The organism is Aureimonas phyllosphaerae, assembly GCF_900113065.1.
In the GTDB taxonomy this organism is placed as follows: domain Bacteria; phylum Pseudomonadota; class Alphaproteobacteria; order Rhizobiales; family Rhizobiaceae; genus Aureimonas; species Aureimonas phyllosphaerae.
In genome coordinates this window covers 103,233-119,358 of the sequence record NZ_FOOA01000011.1, presented here as the reverse complement: position 1 = coordinate 119,358, position 16,126 = coordinate 103,233, and the positions used below count along the sequence as shown (strand labels likewise).

Here is a 16,126-nt window from a genome sequence, read left to right as displayed (position 1 = left end):
CTGACGCCCGCCGAAACGGGCGCCCGCGTGTCGTCAGCCGCCAGCCTTCGCCAGAACCAGGGCCGGGGCGGAATCCTCAACCGTCACCTCCACCGGGCGCTCGGAGGCGAATGGGATGCCGAGCGCGCTCCACGTCTCGACCAGTGCATCGCGCAGCGAGGCGACCAGCGCGTCGTCGTGCAACGGCGTCGGGGTGATGCGCAGCCGCTCCGTGCCACGCGGTACCGTCGGGTAATTGATCGGCTGGATGTAGATGCCGTGGCGGTCGAGCAGCCGATCGCTGGCCTGTTTACACAGTTCGGGATCGCCGACGAGGAGAGGCACGATATGCGTGTCCGACGGCATGACCGGGAGATCTGCGCCGGTCAGCTCGCGCTTCACTTCCGCCACCTGACGCTGCTGTCCGGCCCGCTCGGCGCCCGATTGCTTGAGATGACGGATCGAGGCCGCGGCTGCAGCCGCCAGCGCCGGGGGCAGGGCGGTGGTGAAGATGAAGCCCGGCGCATAGGAGCGAACGGCATCGACCAGCGCGCGCGAGCCCGCAATGTAGCCACCGAGAACGCCGAACGCCTTGGCGAGCGTGCCTTCAATCACGTCGAGGCGACCGGCCACGCCCTCGCGGTCCGTGATGCCGCCACCACGCGGGCCGTACATGCCGACCGCGTGCACCTCGTCGATGTAGGTCATCGCGTTGTAGCGCTCGGCGAGGTCGCAGATCGCGGCGATCGGCGCCACGTCGCCGTCCATCGAATAGACGCTCTCGAAGACGATGAGCTTCGCCCGCTCGGGATCGGCAGCCTTCAGGAGTTCTTCCAGATGGGCAAGATCGTTGTGGCGGAACACCTGCTTGCGGCAGCCCGAACGCCGCACGCCCTCGATCATCGAGGCGTGGTTCAATTCGTCCGATAGGATCAGGCAGTCCGGCAGGAGCTTGGCGATGGTCGAGATCGACGCGTCATTCGACACGAAGCCGGAGGTGAAGACGAGCGCGGCTTCCTTGCCGTGCAGGTCGGCGAGCTCGGCTTCGAGTTCGACAAGCGGATGGCTCGTACCGGAGATGTTGCGCGTGCCGCCCGCGCCCGATCCCATGCAGGCGACGGCGCCACGCATCGCATCCACCACGGCCGGATGCTGGCCCATGCCGAGATAGTCGTTCGAGCACCATACGGTGATCTCGCGTGCCTTGCCCTCGTGTCGCCAGATCGCCGCGGGGAAGCGGCCGGCAATGCGCTCGAGGTCTGCGAAGACACGATAACGGCGTTCTGCGTGGAGAGCCTCGATCGCGGATGCGAAGTGGGACTGGTAGTCGATCATCCGGAACTCCTTCGTGAGAAGGGTTCTAAATTCCGCATTCCGCGAAGTCCACCCGGACAGAATGTCCAAGCCGGTGGCTCAATCGCTCTCGCCTTCGGCCTGCACCTCGTCCTCGGCTAGGGGATCGCCGACCGGCGTCCCGGCGCGCCCCCGCGCCTGTTCCTTCCGGCGGCGCAGGTTCTCTCGCAGCGTCTCTTCCAGCCGCTTCTGCCGCTTCAGCTTGGCGGGGTCGATGGGAGCATGTGTCATGACGATCGCTACCGGCGCTTTCCGCGTCGTTTCAGGTGGAGGTCTCGTAGCATTCGGCGAAGCCCGTCCTCCGTCGTCTCCGGCGGATGCCAACCTGCGGCGCCGCGAAAGGCGGCGTCGTCCACGACGAGCGATCCGAACACGTGTTCGTACTGCTTGCGCCGTCCGGCAAGGCTCGCGAGGCGTGCCAGCGTGTGCGTCGGCAGCGAGAAGAGGCGCGGTGAGCGACCCATCTCCTGACGAGCGAAGGCGACCATTTCTCCAAGGCTCCAGGGCTCGCCATCGCAGACGAGAAACGTGCCGCCGGCCGCGCCGGGCGCGGTCACGGCCAACGTCAGCGCCTCGACCGCGTTGGCGATCGAGAGAAGGCTGCGGCTGGCGCTTGGTGCAGCAAGTGGCAAGGGGATCGGAAGGCTGGAGACGCGCAGCAGGGCCGCAACGCCGCCACGACCGCCCGGCCCGTAGACGGGCGGAAGGCGAAGCACGACGCCTTCCGTGCTCGAGCCCTCCAGCCCCTGCCACATCGCCGTTTCACCCGCCAGCTTCGAGGCTGCATAGGCGTTCTGCGGCTTTTCCGGTGCGCTCTCGTCGAACGGCTCAGTCGTCAGGGGATGAACGAGATTTGTCGAAGCGTAGACGAAGCGTCGGACGCCGCGCCGCGCCGCGGCCTCCGCCAACGCCTTCGTCGCCGAGACGTTGGCCGCCATTAGCGCCGCGTCGTCGCTGGCCGCCGCCTCGCCGCGAGCGGGGTTGAGCGCGGCCAGATGCACTACGGCATCGAGACGCGCGGGCCATCCGTCCCACTGCTCAATGTTGCGCAGATCGCCCGGCACGCCATCGTGGCCGCGCGATACTGCGATCGCGTCGTCGCCGTGCTCGATCAGGTGGGTGACGAGGTGCCGGCCGATGAAGCCCGAGGCCCCTGTCACGAGAATGCGCACGTCGGATCGTCCCCACTTGCCCTGGCCGCGTTTTCGCGGCACTCGCCACCCATGAAGCGTGTGTTCGACATTCTGGCAAGCGCCGTGGGCTTGATCGTGTTCGGTCCGGTCATCCTGATCCTCGCCGCGCTCGTCCGGCGCGACAGTCCCGGTCCGGGAATCTTCGCGCAGGAGAGGGTGGGAAGGAATGGGCGCGTCTTCACCTGCTACAAGCTGCGCACCATGCGCCAGGGCACGATTTCCGCGGCTTCGCACGACACGCCGGTCTCAGCGGTGACGGATCTCGGCGCCACTCTGCGCAAGTGGAAGCTCGACGAACTGCCCCAGCTCTGGAACGTCCTGAAAGGAGAGATGAGTTTCGTCGGTCCGCGGCCGTCGCTGCCGGTGCAGGCGGATGTCATCGCGGCACGGCGCGCCCGCGGCGTCTATGCGTTGCGTCCGGGAATCACCGGTCTGGCGCAGGTGCATGAGATCGACATGTCGCAACCCGAGCGGCTGGCGGAGGCGGATGCGCGATATCTGGCGACCCGCAGCTTCCTCGGCGACATTCTCCTGATTCTCCAGACGGTCACAGGCAAGGGACGGGGGGATCGTGTCGGCACCGGACAGCACTGACAGCCTCACCATCGCGACCTGGAACCTCCACGGCTTCGTAGGGGAAGGTCGACGTCCCGATCCCGATCGATCGTTTCGCGTCATCGGGAGCTTTGCCGCCGACATCGTGGCGCTGCAGGAAGTCGACGGCCGCGAGCATCTTCGCCGCCTGCCCCATGCGTTCGAGCGGGTTCGTGAAGCGCTCGGCGGGCACCTGGCGGAAACGCGCCTCTTCGGGCGGCCGGGTCGCGAATACGGCCATGCGTTGTGGTCGCGCTATCCTCCTGCGAGCGTGACGACCCATGCTTTGCCGGGGCCCGGCTTCGAGCCGAGAGGCGTGATCGAAGCGGTGATCGAGACACCGCTCGGCGCCTTGGGGGTTCTGTCCGCCCATTTCGGGCTCGACCCGCGCGCCCGGCCCCGGCAGGCCGCGTTCCTCGCCTCGCTCGCGAAACCCGGAATCGCGACCATCGCCCTTGGCGACTTCAACGAATGGCGCCGGAGGGGGCCGGTTCATCATGCGCTCGTGGCGGCGCTCCCGGTGCATCGACCGGTGCCGACTTGGCCGGTCCGGCGTCCCTTCGCATGCCTTGATCGCATCTACGCATCCGAAGGCATTACCCTGCATTCGCTCGAGGCCGTGCCGGCTGCGGCGCCGGCGTCCGATCATCTGCCGCTTGTCGCTCGCATCGGCTTCTAGCGTCGGGTCCGCGGGTCCAGCCAGTCGCGCAGGCCGTCGCCGAGCAGGTTGAACCCGAGCACGGCGAGCGCGATCGTGCAGCCGGGCGCCAGCGCCAACCACGGCGCCGATCCCATGTAGGTCTGCGCGTCCGCCAGCATGCGGCCCCAGGACGGCGTCGGAGGCGGTCGGCCAAGACCGAGATAGCCGAGGCCGGCCTCCGTCAGGATGGCCAGACCCATCTGCAGCGAGACCTGGATCGCCAATGTCCCGGCGATGTTGGGCAGGACGTGACGCCGAGCGATCGCCGGGCCGCTTCGCCCCAGCGCGCGGGCGGCCGTCACGAAGTCTCGGGCGAGGACCGAGGCGGTCGTCGCGCTCGTGACCCGCGCGAAGACCGGCAGTGTGAAGAGCGCGATCGCCACCGTCGCACTCCAGAACCCGGTGCCGAGCGCCGCGGCAAGCATCATGGCCGAGAGCAGAGGCGGGAACGCGAAGAGAACGTCGGTCGCCCGCATCAGAACGCCGCCGCTGCGATCGCCGATCTCGGCTGCCAGCAGACCCAGCACACCCCCAAGACAGGCGGCGATCAGGATCGCGGTCGCGGCGGTGGCGAGGCTGTTTCCGGCGCCGAGCATCAGAAGCGACAGAACGTCCCGCCCAAGCTGGTCGGTACCGAAAAGCCCGCCCGTCAACGGCGCATCGAGCCGCGCACCGATCCGGAGCCGGAGCGGGGCCGCGACAGGCGTCCAGAACGGCGCGAGAACCGCTGCGATCGACAGAAGGGCCACGATCGAGCCGCCGATCGCGAGCCGGAGGTTCCAACGCCTCGTCATCAGGTCGGCGCTCGCCTTCGCGGGTCGACCCAGACCTGAAGGGCATCCACGAGTGCGTTCACCAAGACGACGCTCGCAGCCAGGAGAAGCGCCACGGCCTGCATGGTGACGAGGTCGCGTTGGGCCAGTGCCTGATAGGCGAGTTGGCCGAGGCCGGGCAGGGCGAAAACGTTTTCGACCAGCACCGCGCCGGCGACAAGAAAGGCGAACTGGAACCCGACGACGGTAAGGATCGGCGGCAGCGCGTTGGGCGCGCCATGACGCAGGAGGGCGGAGGTCTCGGAAAGCCCCTTCGCGCGGGCCGTGCGCAGGAAATCCTCGCTTGCCGTCTCGAGAAGAGCGCCCCGCGTGACGCGGCAGAGAACGGCGGCCTGCGGCAGGGCGAGCGCGACGGCGGGCATCGTCAGAGAGGTCAGGGCGCTCGCTATCCCCGCATCCCAGCCCGGAAAGCCGCCGCCGGGCATCCAGCCCAGCGTGTTGGCGAAGACGAGGATCAGAAGAAGACCGATCCAGAAGTTCGGGACCGCCATGCCGCCTTGGGCGAAGACGACGGCGACGCGGTCCGCCCAAGCGCCCGGTCGGCGAGCGGCGAGAAAGCCGCTGGCGAGGCCGAGCGCCAAAGCGAGTGCAAGTGCCATCAGCGCCAACGGCAGGGTGACCGCCATCCGCTGTGCGATCAGGCCGGACACCGGCATGCCGTAGGTGATGGAGCGCCCGAAATCACCCATGGTCGCTGCCCCGAGCCAAGCCAGCCAGCGCAGGAACACCGGCTGGTCAAGCCCGAGTTCGACGCGCAAGGCCGCCAACGTGTCGGGCCGCGCCGAGGTGCCCAGCATGACGGCCGCCGGATCGCCCGGCAGGAGATCGAACACGACGAAGACGAGAAGCGAAACGGCAATGAGGAGGACGAGAAAACCCGCTAATTGCCGGAGGAGGAAGCCCGCCAACGCGCTGGTTCAGCTCATTGCGTCCAGCGGACGTCGGTCAGATCGTTCGAGGGGATCGGCTCGTTGACCCACAGGCCGGTCAACCGCTTGTCCCAAAGCCCGAGCTTGGGCATCACGAAGAGGTAGAGAGCCGGCAGATCCTGCGCCAGGATCTCCTGCGCGCGGCCGTAGTGTTCGAGGCGCGCGGTCTCGTCCGTCGCCCGCTCGGCTTCGTGGTTCTCACGGGTGAACGCCTCGTTCGCGTAGCCGAAATAATAGTTCGGGCGGGCGTAGATGCCGATGTCCAGTGGCTCGGCATGGGCGACGATCGTCATGTCGAAGTCATGGCCCTTCAGCACCTGATCGACCCAGACGGCGGGAAACTCGGTCGGGACGATCTCCATCGTCACGCCGATCTCGGCCAGAAGGGCCTGCAGGACCTCGGACGAACGCGTCGCGTAGGACATCTGCGGCACGCGGATCGAGGTCTTGAAACCATCGGGGTAGCCGGCCTCCGCCAGAAGCGCCTTGGCGGCTTCCGGATCATAGGGAGCGACGCCGGTCAGGTCGCGGTATCCCGGATCGTTTGGGGTGTAATGGCTGCCGATCGGCTGGCCGAATCCGTTCATCGCCGCCTCGACCAGTCCGGCGCGATCGACCGCCATCATCAGCGCACGGCGCACCCGCGGATCATCGAACGGCTTTCGCCGCGCGTTCATGCCGGCGACGACTTTGAGTTCGGTGTTGCCGACGACGCTGGCAAGGCGCTCGTCGCCCTCGAAGCTCTTGTAAAGTTCCGTGGCGACGAACTCGGGGATGGCGTCCACGTCGCCCGAGCGGATCGCGGTCGCCTGTGCCTGCGGATCGGCGATGAAGCGGAATTCGGCGCTCGCGAGCGCGGGTCGGTTCGCCTCGTCCCAGTACCGGTCCGCGCGCTCCAGCCGTACCCGGTCACCCGGTCGCCATTCGGCGAAGCGGAAGGGCCCGGTTCCGACCGGCTGCGACCGGTTCGTCTCGGCCGAGCCCGGTTCTACCATCACCGAAGCCGGCCATGCCAGCCAGTATAGAAGGTTGGCGGACGGCTCCTTGAGGTGCAGCACCAGCGTGCCGGGATCGGGCGTCTCGATGCTCTCGATGACCTGGAAGAACTGCTTTTGGGGGTTCGTTGAGGTGTCGCCGCGCGCCCGGTCGAGCGTGAACTTCGCGGTGCCCGAGTCGAAGGACGCACCGTTGTGAAAGGTCACATCCGGTTGAAGGCGAAAGGTGATCGTGCGGCTGTCGTCCGAGATCGTCCAGTCCTTCGCCAACTGGGGTAGCACCTTGCCGTCGGCGTCGATGCGGGTCAGTCCCTCGAAGACGTTCTGCCAAACGACCTGGCCGATCGCGGCGGGGGCGGCGATCGTCGGATCGAGGCCGGCGGGCTCGATGCTCATGCCGAGGCGGATCGTATCCCGCGGCTCCGCCATGGCCTGCGATCCGACGCCCAAGAAGACGATCGCGCCGGCAGCCAGTCTCAGGAGACGGGACGAGAGCATCGGCATGACGGTGGATCTCCCTTTTGCAACGCAAACGGCGCGGTTCGCCCACTCTTCGGGGCGGCTTTAGGCACCACAACCCCTCGCGAAAGTCGAGTGTGCGACGCGAAGAAACATCCCTTGGTCCGGAAGGGAATAAACTTGACTGCGATCATCCACAAATCGTAGGCCGGGGCATAGTAGAGGAGCCGGCATGGACCATATCGAGACGAGCGCTTCGTCGGACACGTCACGGGGACACGTGCGTCCGCTGGTTTCGCGCCTGTCGGCCCCGGTTGCGGATCGCGAAGGCTTCCTGCGCCACCTACTCGAGCATCTCGACGAGGACATGGCGGGCTCGGTCGATCCCGAGGGTGAAACGACGCTCACGATCTACGACTGCGACACGCGGCTGCGGTTCACCGGTGAAACCCTGTCGGTGACCGTCGAGGGGCGCGAGGCTGGGCAGCACGGCGTCGCCAAGGGCGTCGTCGCCTATTACATCCAGCATATCCTCGGCGACGCTTGTCCGCCGCTGGTTTGGTCCGGCGATGGAGCGGATACACGCGAACTCGCCCACTTCCGAGCCCTCCGTGTGGTCTCTGCCCGGCAGATCACACCCCACATGCGCCGCGTCCGACTGTCCGGGCAGGACCTCTCGCGCTTTGCGACCGGGGGCCTCCACATCCGTCTGCTCTTTCCGCCCAAGGGTCGTGTGCCGGTTTGGCCCCATGCGGGTCCCGCAGCGCTGCCGGTTTGGCCGCAGGGCGAGGATGAACTCGTCACCCGCGTCTACACGATCCGCAGCATCGATCCGGCGGCGGGGCATCTCGATGTCGATGTCGTCCTGCATGATCCGCCGGGTGTCGGCTGCCGATGGGCCCGCGAAGCGCAGCCCGGCGATCCCGTCGGGATGCTCGGTCCGGGCGGCGGGGAGGTCCGGTCGCTGGAGCGGCTGCTCCTCCTGGGCGACGAGACGGCGCTGCCCGCCATCGCCCGCACGCTCGAGGAACTCCCCCGAACCGCGATTGGCCATGCCATCATCGAGGTTGATGGACCTGCGGAAGAGCAGCCGCTCCTTCATCCTCCCGGCGTGCAGCTGCGCTGGCTGCACCGGAATGGCGCCCCGGCGGGGACGACGACGCTTCTGCAGGATGCGGCGCGCGCCGCAGCCGATACTGTCGCTTCCGCACCGTTCGTTTGGGCGGGATGCGAGTTCGAGGCCTTCAAGGCGATCCGCCGGTTCTGCCGCAAGGATCTTGGCCTGAAGAAGAACCAGCACCTCGTGGTGGCCTATTGGCGACGGGGTCGCCGGCAGGACGACGAGCCGGCCGGCGACGAAGAGGGTTGAGGCTCAGGCCGTCAGGACGACCTTGACGCTCTGGCTTCGATCGAGCGCCAGTCGGAAGGCATCCGGCGCATCGGTCAGCGGCCGCCGCGCGGTGACGATCGACAGGACGTCGACCTTGCCCTCTGAGATCAAGCCGACCGCTTCGGCAAACTCCACGTCGAAACGGAACGAGCCGAGAAGGTCGAGTTCCTTCGACATGACCGAGTTCGCCGGGATCGGCAGCGGTCCGGCGGCGAGATTGCCGACCTGGACCACCGTTCCGCCGCGCCGCACGTTCTGGATCGCCGAAGACAGGCCCGCCGGCGTGCCGGACACCTCGAACACAACGTCGGGCGGCGTGATCTTCGAGAAGCCCTCGGCATCCTTCGACAGATCAATCACCTCGTCGGCGCCGAGCTTGGTCGCGAAGGCGAGGGGGGCGGCCGCCATGTCGACGACGGTGAGCCGGCCCGCGCCCTTCAGGCGTGCCGACAGGAGCGTGAAGAGGCCGATGGGTCCCGCGCCGACGATCGCGACCGACTTACCCGTCAAATCACCCGCACGCTTTACCGCATGGAGACAGACCGCAAGCGGTTCGGCCAACGCGGCGGCCTCGATCGCGACGTGGTCGGGCACCGGCACGCACTGGCCGGGCGTCGTGTCGAAATAGCTGGAGAAGCCGCCCTGCATGTGCGGGTTCTTCGAGGCGGAGCCCATGAAGAAGACGTTTTCGCACAGGTTCGCCCGTCCCTCGCGACAGCGCGGGCAATGGCCGCAGGGGCGGAACGGGTTCACCGCGACGCGCGTGCCCGGCTGGAGACCGGTCACCTCGGAGCCAACGGCCTCGACGATTCCGGAAATCTCGTGGCCGAGCACCAGCGGCTCGCGCACGACGTAGTCGCCCGTCTTGCCGTGGCGGAAGTAGTGCATGTCCGAGCCGCAGATGCCGCCGGCACCGAAACGGATGCGCACGAGGCCGGAGGCGAGGTCTCCGAGGTCGCGGTCCACGACCCGAAGGTCCTCTGCGCTGAAGATGGTCGCTGCGCGCGCGGTCGTCATTGGATCAGTCCCATCTGAGTCGGAAGCCAGAGCGTTACTATGGGGAAGAAGGTGATGACCAGCAGGGCAAGGAACAATGGCACGAGCCAGGGCAGGATCGCCATCGTCGTCCGCTCGACCGAGAGCTTCGCCACCCGCGACAGGACGAAGAGCACCATCCCAAGCGGCGGGTGAAGCAGCCCGATCATCAGGTTCAGCGTCAGGATCAGCCCGAAATGCACAGGGTCGATCCCAAGGCGGAGCGCGATCGGCAGGAGGATCGGCACGACGATGGTGATGGCCGCGATCGTGTCGAGGAAGCAGCCGATCACCAGAAGCAGGATGTTGACCAGGATCAGAAAGACGAGCGGATTGTCGGTGATGGCGAGGATCGCGTCCGACATCAACTGCGCCGCCTGGCTGACCGTCAGAAGCCACGCGAAGACGGACGCCGCCGTCACGATGAAGAGCACCGAGGCCGTCGTCTCGATCGTGTCGAAGCTTGCCTTGGCCAATGTTCGGAAGGTCATCGTGCGGTAGCGCACGAGGCCGAGGAACAGCGACCAGATCACGGCCGCAACGGCCGCCTCCGTCGGCGTGAACCAGCCCATCGTCATGCCGCCGATCAGGATGACCGGGGTCATCAGCGCCATGACGGCGGAGAAGTCGTAGTACCAGTCGAGCGCCACCAGGGCGGCGAGCGCGATGAGAACCGAAAGGTTCAGTGACAGGCCGAGATGCACGAGGACGTAGACGGAGATCGGGAAGCTCGCGACGACCAGGATTTCGAACGAAGCGGACAGCAGCCGTCGCATCTCGAACGGCGTGTCCGACCCCCAGCCCTTGCGATAGGCGAAGATCGCGACCGTGATCATCATCAGGACGGTCATCACGACGCCCGGGATGATGCCGGCCATGAACAGCGCGCCGATCGAGACATTCGCCATCATGCCGTAGATCACGAAGGGCAGGGACGGCGGGAAGATGGGCCCCAGGGTCGCCGAGGCCGCAGTGACGCCGACGGCGGCCTCAACGGGATAGCCGTGGTCCTTCATCGCCTTGATCTCGATCGTGCCGATGCCGGCCGCGTCCGCGAGTGCGGTGCCCGACATGCCCGAGAAGATCACCGAGCCGATGATGTTGACCTGCGCGAGGCCGCCTTTCATCCAGCCGACGAGAGCCACAGCGAAGGCATAGATGCGGCCGGTGACCCCGGCGATGTTCATCAGGTTGCCGGCGAGGATGAAGAAGGGGACCGCCAGCAGCGGAAAGCTCTCGACGCCCGCCATCATGCGTTGGGCGATGATGATGTCAGGCGCGACGCCGTAGATCGCCAGATAGAGGCCCGAGGCGACGAACATGGATACGGCCACTGGCACGCCGACGACCATAAGGATGAGAAAGGCACCGATCAGGACCAGCATGGCCTACTCCCCCAAGCCGTCGAATGCGCCGGGGCGCTCAAGCACGGAATAGCCCCGCCGCCAGTTGCCCCAGGCGACCTGGATTGCCCTCAGGAGCATGAGCACGAAGGCGGCGAACACGGTCCAGAAGATGATGGAGCGCGGCAGGTCGATCGTGACCATCCGCTCCCGCGAGACGATGTTGACGTAGCGCCACAAGAGGTAAGACGCGTAGGCGAAGAACGCGATGCGCAGGACGTCAACGAAGGTCGACAGCCCGCGCGCCAGCGCCGCGGGAATGTAGTGGTAGAGGACGTCCACCTGGATGTGGCGCGACATGCGCACGCAGGCGACGGCACCCAGGAACACCACCACGATCAGGCAATTGATCGCGATCTCCTCGGTCCAGGCGAGAGAGTTGTTCAGGACGTAGCGCGTGAAGAACTGCAGGAAGACGCAGACCGCCATGCCCCAGAAGACCAGCAGCGTCACCCAGTCTTCGAAGGCATAGGGGCTGAGATCGGCGCTCGGGCCTTCATCCTCAAAGGCGTGCGCGATCTCTTCGGGGGTGGTCTGGGTATGATGCTCGGTGGCCATGACGGTTCCTCGGCGAGCGCTCGGGCCCGGCCTGACGTTCGGCTCTTCGGGAAAGGAGATGGTCCGCCGCGCTCCGGTCGGGTGGCGCGGCGGATCGATGCGGTTTATTGAACGGCGCGGATCGCGTCGTAGTCGGCCTGCCGGTAGCCGTAGCTTTCCAGCGGCGACTTCTCCTTCACGTTCTTCTCGAAGTCGGCCTTGTCGACCTCCACCACGTTCAGCCCCTTGTCCTTGAAGGTCTGAACGAGGTTCGCCTCGCGCTGCTGAACGATCTTGGTGGCGCGCTCGGCGGCCTCGAGCATCACGTCGGTGAAGATCTTCTTGTCCTCGTCGGACAGCGAAGCCCAGCGGCTCTGCGAGACGACCGTATTGAGATGGTCGACGATGTGGCCGGTCAGCGCGATCGTCTTCTGAACCTCGTAGAACTTCTTCGCCTCAATGGCGGTCAGCGGGTTCTCCTGCGCCTCGACCGTGCCGTTCTGGAGCGCGAGATAGACTTCGGCGAAGGCGATCGGCGCGGTGTTGGCGCCGCAGGCGCGCGGCATCGCGAGATAGGCCGGCACGTCCGGCACGCGCATCTTGAGGCCCGCAAGATCGGCGCAGGACTTGATGTCCTTGTTCGCCGTGGTGTGGCGCGTGCCGTAGTAGGTCACGGCGGTGATGTGGTGGCCGGACTCTTCCTCGTAGCCCTTGGCCAGTTCGCGGAAGATGTCGCTCTTCGTGTAGGCGAGAAGATGCTCGGGATTGCGGAAGATGTAGGGGTAGTAGGTCACCCCGATCGGCGTGAACTCGCGCGAGGCGAAGCTCGACCCCGAGATGATGATATCGACCGTGCCGAGCGTCAGGCCCTGGTTGAGATCGGCCTCCTTGCCGAGCTGCGAGGCGGGGAAGACATTGATCTCGTAGCGACCGTCGGTCCGCTTCTTGATCTCCTCGGCCGCCCAGACGGACTCGGTGTGGAAGGGCTCGGTCACCTCATAGACGTGCCCCCATGTCAGCTTGGTCTGCGCGAGCGCCGTGCCCGACATCAGCGTAGCCACGGCGAGGGCGGCGAGCGCCCAGGGTGTCTTCGTCTTCATGCGTCGTTCCTCCCGTTGGACCCGGCGCCGGCTTTCGTCGCGCGCCGCGTTGCAGGCGTGGCCGGCGTCCTCCCGCCGGCCTTCCCGATACCGGCGTCCTCGCCGAAACTGTGCTGGAAACGGATCTGCGACTGGCGAAGGTGCTGTCGCATCGCGGCCTCGGCCGCCGCAGGATCGCCGCCTGCGATCGCATCGCGAACGGTGCGATGCTCGGCATAGGCGACCCGCCACGTCTGTCCGGTCTCGAAATACTCTGACAGCCGGGCGAAGTACGGCGTCATCCGCTGGTCGAAGAGTTCACCGATGAAGCGCGTGATGACCGCGTTGCCCAGGATACCGGCAACGGCTACGTGAAATTCGCGGTCCACGGCGATCGTCTCGGGCGACGGGTGGTTGCCGTTCTCCATGCGGCCGAGGATCGCGTCGAGGGCGTCGACATCCGCGGCCGTCGCCTTGGCTGCGGCCTCGCGAATCAGCGCGCTCTCGATCAGTTCGCGCGCTCGCAGGAGCTCGAACGGCCCCTCGATCTCGGCCGCAACCGGCTCGGTCACTGGCGGCGCCGTGACGTAGATACCCGAGCCGACACGGATCCGGATGCGCCCTTCGACCTCGAGCGCGATCAGTGCCTCGCGCACCGTCGGGCGCGAGATGCCGAGACGTTCGGCCAACTCGCGCTCGGTCGGAAGGCGATCGCCGACCCGGTACTCGCCGGACTCGATCAGGTTTCGCAATTGATCCGCGACCTGACGGTAGAGCCGGCGCGGTTCGATGGTCTCGAGGGGCATGATGCGATGCCCTCCCAAGCCTCGCGCTGGCCAATTGATCTGACCAATTTGCCAGAGTGTGGCCGTGAGCGCTTGTCGCGTCAAGTCGCGTTAGGCCGGATCGCTCAAGCCGAGGAAACGCGCCGTATCTGGATCGACCGGAATGCCTTCCGCCGCGCGACGTGTCTCGACGTCCCATTCGCGATCGCCCGGCGCCATGACTCTGCCGCCTTCGACCGGCGGGACGGACCGCAGGGCATCGAGATAGCGGCGCATTCCGTCGGCGAAGAGCGCGGCGCCGGCAAAGCGCTCCGGGTCGATCGCGAGGAAGAAATGGCCCATGTTGCGCGGCGTCGAGACATCGACGTCGCCGACCATCGGAATGAACTCGTGGTCCAGCGTCGTGCCGTTGAGAATGCCGGTGAAGAGCGTTGCGACTCCTGCCAGCGCGGCGCCCTTGAAGCCATATCCCTCTCCACCGAGGGGCAGGAGCATCTCGGCCGCGTGCGGATCGCGCGTCGCGTGTCCGGATGTGTCGGCCGCGACGCCCTCGGGCAGGGTCTGCGCCAGCGACCGATAGAGGAGCACTCGGTTCATGGGGATCGACGAGGTCGCCATGTCGAGGAGCCACGGCTTCTCGCCGGCGACGGGCGCTGCGAAGGCGAGGGGGTTCGTGCCGTGGAAGGCCTTCGTTCCGTCGAACAGACCGACCACCGAGTCCGTGTTGGTGGTCGCGAATCCGATCATCCCGGCGTCCGCGATCGCCACTGCATAGGCACCCGCAGCGCCGAGATGTGAGGAACGGACCGCCCCCACGGCGCCGATCCCGCCTTCACGCGCGAGTTCGACCGCGAAGGCGGCGGCGCGGTAGCTGGTGAGATGTCCGGGTCCGTTGTCGCCGTCCACCGTTCCGGTTGCCGCCGCCGTGCGCTTGACCGTCACGTTGGGGCGCGGGTTGACCCGGCCGCCCGCCATCACCTTGCAGTAATGCGGGACCAGGCGGACGCCGTGGCTGTCCACACCGACGCGCGAGGCGTGCATCAGCGCGCGGGTCGTGGCGTCGACTGATTCGTCCGATGCGCCGGCGTTTCGGAGTGCCGCCCTCACGCTGGCCTCGAGTTGGGTTGCGTCGACCAGAATGGCGCTCGTCATGTCCGTATCCTCCCGATGGTGCCGAAGATTCCCGCGTAGCGCGATCGCCCGGCGCAGCGCAAACGCTGCGATCATGGGGACGAGCGGAGAAGACGTTTGAGATCATGTGCGTTCGCCGCTATCGGAAGCACGAAGAGGCCGCGCCGTTGCCGGGCCTCCGGGAGGACGAATGAGCGAACGGCCCCTGGTGATCGTCGCGCCGCATCCGCGCGATCTCGACATGATCTTCACGCTGGACGCGCTGTCGGAGTTCCGCGAGCGCTACGAACTCGTCGAGACGACAAGCGGGGAGATCGACGCGTTGCCCACCGACGTTCTGGCACGCGCGCGATACCTCGTCGGTCAGCCCGACATTTCGGATGCTTTGCTGGCGGCGATGACGAACCTTCGGGCCATCGTCAACGTCGAGGGCAACTTCACCGACAACATGCCTTATGCCACCTGCTTCGAGCGTGGCATCCACGTCCTGATCACCAGCTCGGTGTTCGCCGAGCCGGTGGCCGAGATGGGCCTCGGCATGGCGCTCTCGCTGCACCGGCAGATCGCAAAAGCCGACGCGGATTTCCGTCGCGGCGAGGAGGTGTGGGGCCTCGACGGCAACGGTTCGGCCCAGCTCCTGACCGGCTCGCGCATCGGCATCGTCGGTTTCGGCGATCTCGGCCGCTGCCTCAACCGGCTGCTCGCCGGCTTCCGGGCGAAGGTGCGCGTCTATGATCCCTGGCTGCCCGCTTCCACGATTACCGATCACGGCGCCAAGGCGACCGCGCTCGATGATATTCTCGCCAAGTCCGACACGGTGTTCGTGACGGCTTCGGTCACCGCCGACAACCAGCACCTCTTCGACGCCAGGGCCTTCGCCTCGATGAAGCCGGGTGCAGCGTTCGTCCTCCTCAGCCGCGCCGGGATCGTCGATTTCGACGCGATGCGCGAGGCGGCCGCGAGCGGACATATTAAGGTCGCGACCGACGTGTTCCCCGAGGAGCCGCCGGCGGCGGACGATCCGGTCCGGAGTACGCCGAACATGATCCTGTCCGCCCATCGCGCCGGCGCGCTCGATCGGGTCTTCAAGCGGATGGGCGATATCCTTCTCGATGATCTCGAATTGATGGACGCAGGCCTGCCCCCGGTGCGCGCCCGCCGCGCCGAGCGCGAAACCGTCCGCCGCATGCGCTCCAAACCCGTATCGAAAAGTTGAGGTGCTTCCATGCTGAAGAACATTCCGTCCATCATCACGGCCGAACTCCTCACCATCCTTGCCGAGATGGGACACGGCGACGATCTCGTCCTGGTCGATCGTAACTATCCGGCCGAATCGACCGCTGCCGAGACGGTGACAGGCACATGCGTCCAGCTGTCCGGCATCGGCACGACGGAAGCTGCACGCGCGATCCTGTCGCTGCTCCCGCTCGACTCCTATGTCGACGCGCCGGTGCGCCTGATGGCGGTGGTCGGCGATCCCGACGCCGTGCCTGAGGTGCACAGCGAGATGCAAAAGGTCGTCAACGCGGCCGAGGGGAAGGCGATCACCATCGAGCGCGTCGAGCGCTTCGCCTTTTACGAAGCGGCCAAGAGCGCCTACGCCGTGGTGCGGACCAGCGAGGCGAGGCCGCACGGCTGCTTCATCTTCAAGAAGGGCGTCATCTTCGACTGATGCCATCCGCGGAAATTTGACGCCGAGAGTCAGGTTTCCTACAGCAAGCGCGAGGGGCC

17 protein-coding genes are annotated in these 16,126 nt (G+C 66.7%); 5 read left to right on the top strand and 12 right to left on the bottom strand.

From position 1 onward, the window contains the following. Positions 1-33 precede the first annotated feature (33 nt). From hemA to BM175_RS14325, 3 genes are all read right to left on the bottom strand, one after another. Positions 34-1,311 carry a 5-aminolevulinate synthase gene (hemA, locus tag BM175_RS14330; protein WP_090964205.1) on the bottom strand — a complete coding sequence of 426 codons (1,278 nt, stop codon included), beginning with the start codon at positions 1,309-1,311 and terminating at the stop codon, positions 34-36. 81 nt (positions 1,312-1,392) lie between these two features. After that, a complete protein-coding gene (locus BM175_RS22755; protein WP_175526863.1) occupies positions 1,393-1,563 on the bottom strand; it encodes a hypothetical protein in 171 nt (56 codons plus the stop codon). Between the two features lie 8 nt (positions 1,564-1,571). Further along, complete coding sequence (locus BM175_RS14325; RefSeq protein WP_342029268.1) at positions 1,572-2,444, bottom strand: NAD-dependent epimerase/dehydratase family protein; 873 nt, start codon at positions 2,442-2,444, stop codon at positions 1,572-1,574. Here BM175_RS14325 and BM175_RS14320 point away from each other — a divergent pair. Both BM175_RS14320 and BM175_RS14315 read left to right on the top strand, forming a co-directional pair. Then, on the top strand, positions 2,328-3,119 hold the full coding sequence (locus tag BM175_RS14320) for a sugar transferase (RefSeq protein WP_342029266.1): 792 nt from the start codon (positions 2,328-2,330) through the stop codon (positions 3,117-3,119). The two genes, BM175_RS14325 and BM175_RS14320, sit on opposite strands and share 117 nt — an antisense overlap. Next, positions 3,097-3,798 carry an endonuclease/exonuclease/phosphatase family protein gene (locus BM175_RS14315; protein ID WP_175526861.1) on the top strand — a complete coding sequence of 234 codons (702 nt, stop codon included), beginning with the start codon at positions 3,097-3,099 and terminating at the stop codon, positions 3,796-3,798. Before BM175_RS14320 ends, BM175_RS14315 begins: the two co-directional genes overlap by 23 nt. On the opposite strand, the gene BM175_RS14310 is transcribed toward BM175_RS14315, so the two are convergent. Genes BM175_RS14310 through BM175_RS14300 form a run of 3 tightly spaced genes read right to left on the bottom strand, consistent with a single transcriptional unit; the run spans position 3,795 to position 7,080 of the window. Further along, positions 3,795-4,613, bottom strand: a complete 819-nt coding sequence (locus BM175_RS14310) for an ABC transporter permease (RefSeq protein ID WP_090964147.1) — start codon at positions 4,611-4,613, stop codon at positions 3,795-3,797. The genes BM175_RS14315 and BM175_RS14310 overlap by 4 nt on opposite strands. Beyond that, on the bottom strand, positions 4,613-5,560 hold the full coding sequence (locus tag BM175_RS14305) for an ABC transporter permease (protein WP_090964145.1): 948 nt from the start codon (positions 5,558-5,560) through the stop codon (positions 4,613-4,615). The genes BM175_RS14310 and BM175_RS14305 overlap by 1 nt, the downstream gene beginning before the upstream one ends. A gap of 14 nt (positions 5,561-5,574) precedes the next feature. Continuing rightward, positions 5,575-7,080 (bottom strand): ABC transporter substrate-binding protein, encoded by a 1,506-nt coding sequence (locus BM175_RS14300; protein WP_090964143.1) that lies wholly within the window; start codon positions 7,078-7,080, stop codon positions 5,575-5,577. Between the two features lie 187 nt (positions 7,081-7,267). Between BM175_RS14300 and BM175_RS14295 the strand changes: the two genes are divergently transcribed. Continuing rightward, positions 7,268-8,404 carry a siderophore-interacting protein gene (locus BM175_RS14295; RefSeq protein WP_090964141.1) on the top strand — a complete coding sequence of 379 codons (1,137 nt, stop codon included), beginning with the start codon at positions 7,268-7,270 and terminating at the stop codon, positions 8,402-8,404. A 3-nt stretch (positions 8,405-8,407) separates the two neighbouring features. On the opposite strand, the gene BM175_RS14290 is transcribed toward BM175_RS14295, so the two are convergent. The 6 genes from BM175_RS14290 to BM175_RS14265 form a co-directional block, all read right to left on the bottom strand. Continuing rightward, positions 8,408-9,442 carry an L-idonate 5-dehydrogenase gene (locus BM175_RS14290; protein WP_090964139.1) on the bottom strand — a complete coding sequence of 345 codons (1,035 nt, stop codon included), beginning with the start codon at positions 9,440-9,442 and terminating at the stop codon, positions 8,408-8,410. After that, complete coding sequence (locus BM175_RS14285) at positions 9,439-10,845, bottom strand: TRAP transporter large permease (protein WP_090964138.1); 1,407 nt, start codon at positions 10,843-10,845, stop codon at positions 9,439-9,441. Before BM175_RS14285 ends, BM175_RS14290 begins: the two co-directional genes overlap by 4 nt. Positions 10,846-10,848: 3 nt before the next feature. Then, positions 10,849-11,421, bottom strand: a complete 573-nt coding sequence (locus BM175_RS14280) for a TRAP transporter small permease (RefSeq protein WP_090964137.1) — start codon at positions 11,419-11,421, stop codon at positions 10,849-10,851. Positions 11,422-11,525: 104 nt separating this feature from the next. After that, positions 11,526-12,449, bottom strand: coding sequence for a sialic acid TRAP transporter substrate-binding protein SiaP (locus tag BM175_RS14275; RefSeq protein WP_244546015.1), 924 nt, complete (start codon positions 12,447-12,449; stop codon positions 11,526-11,528). A 47-nt stretch (positions 12,450-12,496) separates the two neighbouring features. Then, a complete protein-coding gene (locus BM175_RS14270) occupies positions 12,497-13,285 on the bottom strand; it encodes a FadR/GntR family transcriptional regulator (RefSeq protein ID WP_090964134.1) in 789 nt (262 codons plus the stop codon). Between the two features lie 90 nt (positions 13,286-13,375). After that, complete coding sequence (locus tag BM175_RS14265) at positions 13,376-14,416, bottom strand: Ldh family oxidoreductase (RefSeq protein WP_090964203.1); 1,041 nt, start codon at positions 14,414-14,416, stop codon at positions 13,376-13,378. 169 nt (positions 14,417-14,585) lie between these two features. On the opposite strand from BM175_RS14265, the gene BM175_RS14260 reads away from it, so the two are divergent. Continuing rightward, positions 14,586-15,611: a hydroxyacid dehydrogenase gene (locus tag BM175_RS14260; RefSeq protein ID WP_090964132.1), complete on the top strand. Its 1,026-nt coding sequence runs from the start codon at positions 14,586-14,588 to the stop codon at positions 15,609-15,611. A gap of 9 nt (positions 15,612-15,620) precedes the next feature. Then, positions 15,621-16,067 carry an RbsD/FucU family protein gene (locus tag BM175_RS14255; protein WP_090964130.1) on the top strand — a complete coding sequence of 149 codons (447 nt, stop codon included), beginning with the start codon at positions 15,621-15,623 and terminating at the stop codon, positions 16,065-16,067. The last annotated feature ends 59 nt before the right edge of the window (positions 16,068-16,126 follow it).

Excerpts from the sequence above, each read along its gene's own strand:
- BM175_RS22755 (WP_175526863.1), bottom strand. The coding sequence starts at position 1,563 with ATGACACATGCTCCCATCGACCCCGCCAAGCTGAAGCGGCAGAAGCGG.
- BM175_RS14320 (WP_342029266.1), top strand. The coding sequence starts at position 2,328 with ATGCACTACGGCATCGAGACGCGCGGGCCATCCGTCCCACTGCTCAAT.
- BM175_RS14310 (WP_090964147.1), bottom strand. The coding sequence starts at position 4,613 with ATGACGAGGCGTTGGAACCTCCGGCTCGCGATCGGCGGCTCGATCGTG.
- BM175_RS14300 (WP_090964143.1), bottom strand. The coding sequence starts at position 7,080 with ATGCCGATGCTCTCGTCCCGTCTCCTGAGACTGGCTGCCGGCGCGATC.
- BM175_RS14295 (WP_090964141.1), top strand. The coding sequence starts at position 7,268 with ATGGACCATATCGAGACGAGCGCTTCGTCGGACACGTCACGGGGACAC.
- BM175_RS14290 (WP_090964139.1), bottom strand. The coding sequence starts at position 9,442 with ATGACGACCGCGCGCGCAGCGACCATCTTCAGCGCAGAGGACCTTCGG.
- BM175_RS14285 (WP_090964138.1), bottom strand. The coding sequence starts at position 10,845 with ATGCTGGTCCTGATCGGTGCCTTTCTCATCCTTATGGTCGTCGGCGTG.
- BM175_RS14280 (WP_090964137.1), bottom strand. The coding sequence starts at position 11,421 with ATGGCCACCGAGCATCATACCCAGACCACCCCCGAAGAGATCGCGCAC.
- BM175_RS14275 (WP_244546015.1), bottom strand. The coding sequence starts at position 12,449 with ATGTCGGGCACGGCGCTCGCGCAGACCAAGCTGACATGGGGGCACGTC.
- BM175_RS14270 (WP_090964134.1), bottom strand. The coding sequence starts at position 13,285 with ATGCCCCTCGAGACCATCGAACCGCGCCGGCTCTACCGTCAGGTCGCG.
- BM175_RS14265 (WP_090964203.1), bottom strand. The coding sequence starts at position 14,416 with ATGACGAGCGCCATTCTGGTCGACGCAACCCAACTCGAGGCCAGCGTG.
- BM175_RS14260 (WP_090964132.1), top strand. The coding sequence starts at position 14,586 with ATGAGCGAACGGCCCCTGGTGATCGTCGCGCCGCATCCGCGCGATCTC.
- BM175_RS14255 (WP_090964130.1), top strand. The coding sequence starts at position 15,621 with ATGCTGAAGAACATTCCGTCCATCATCACGGCCGAACTCCTCACCATC.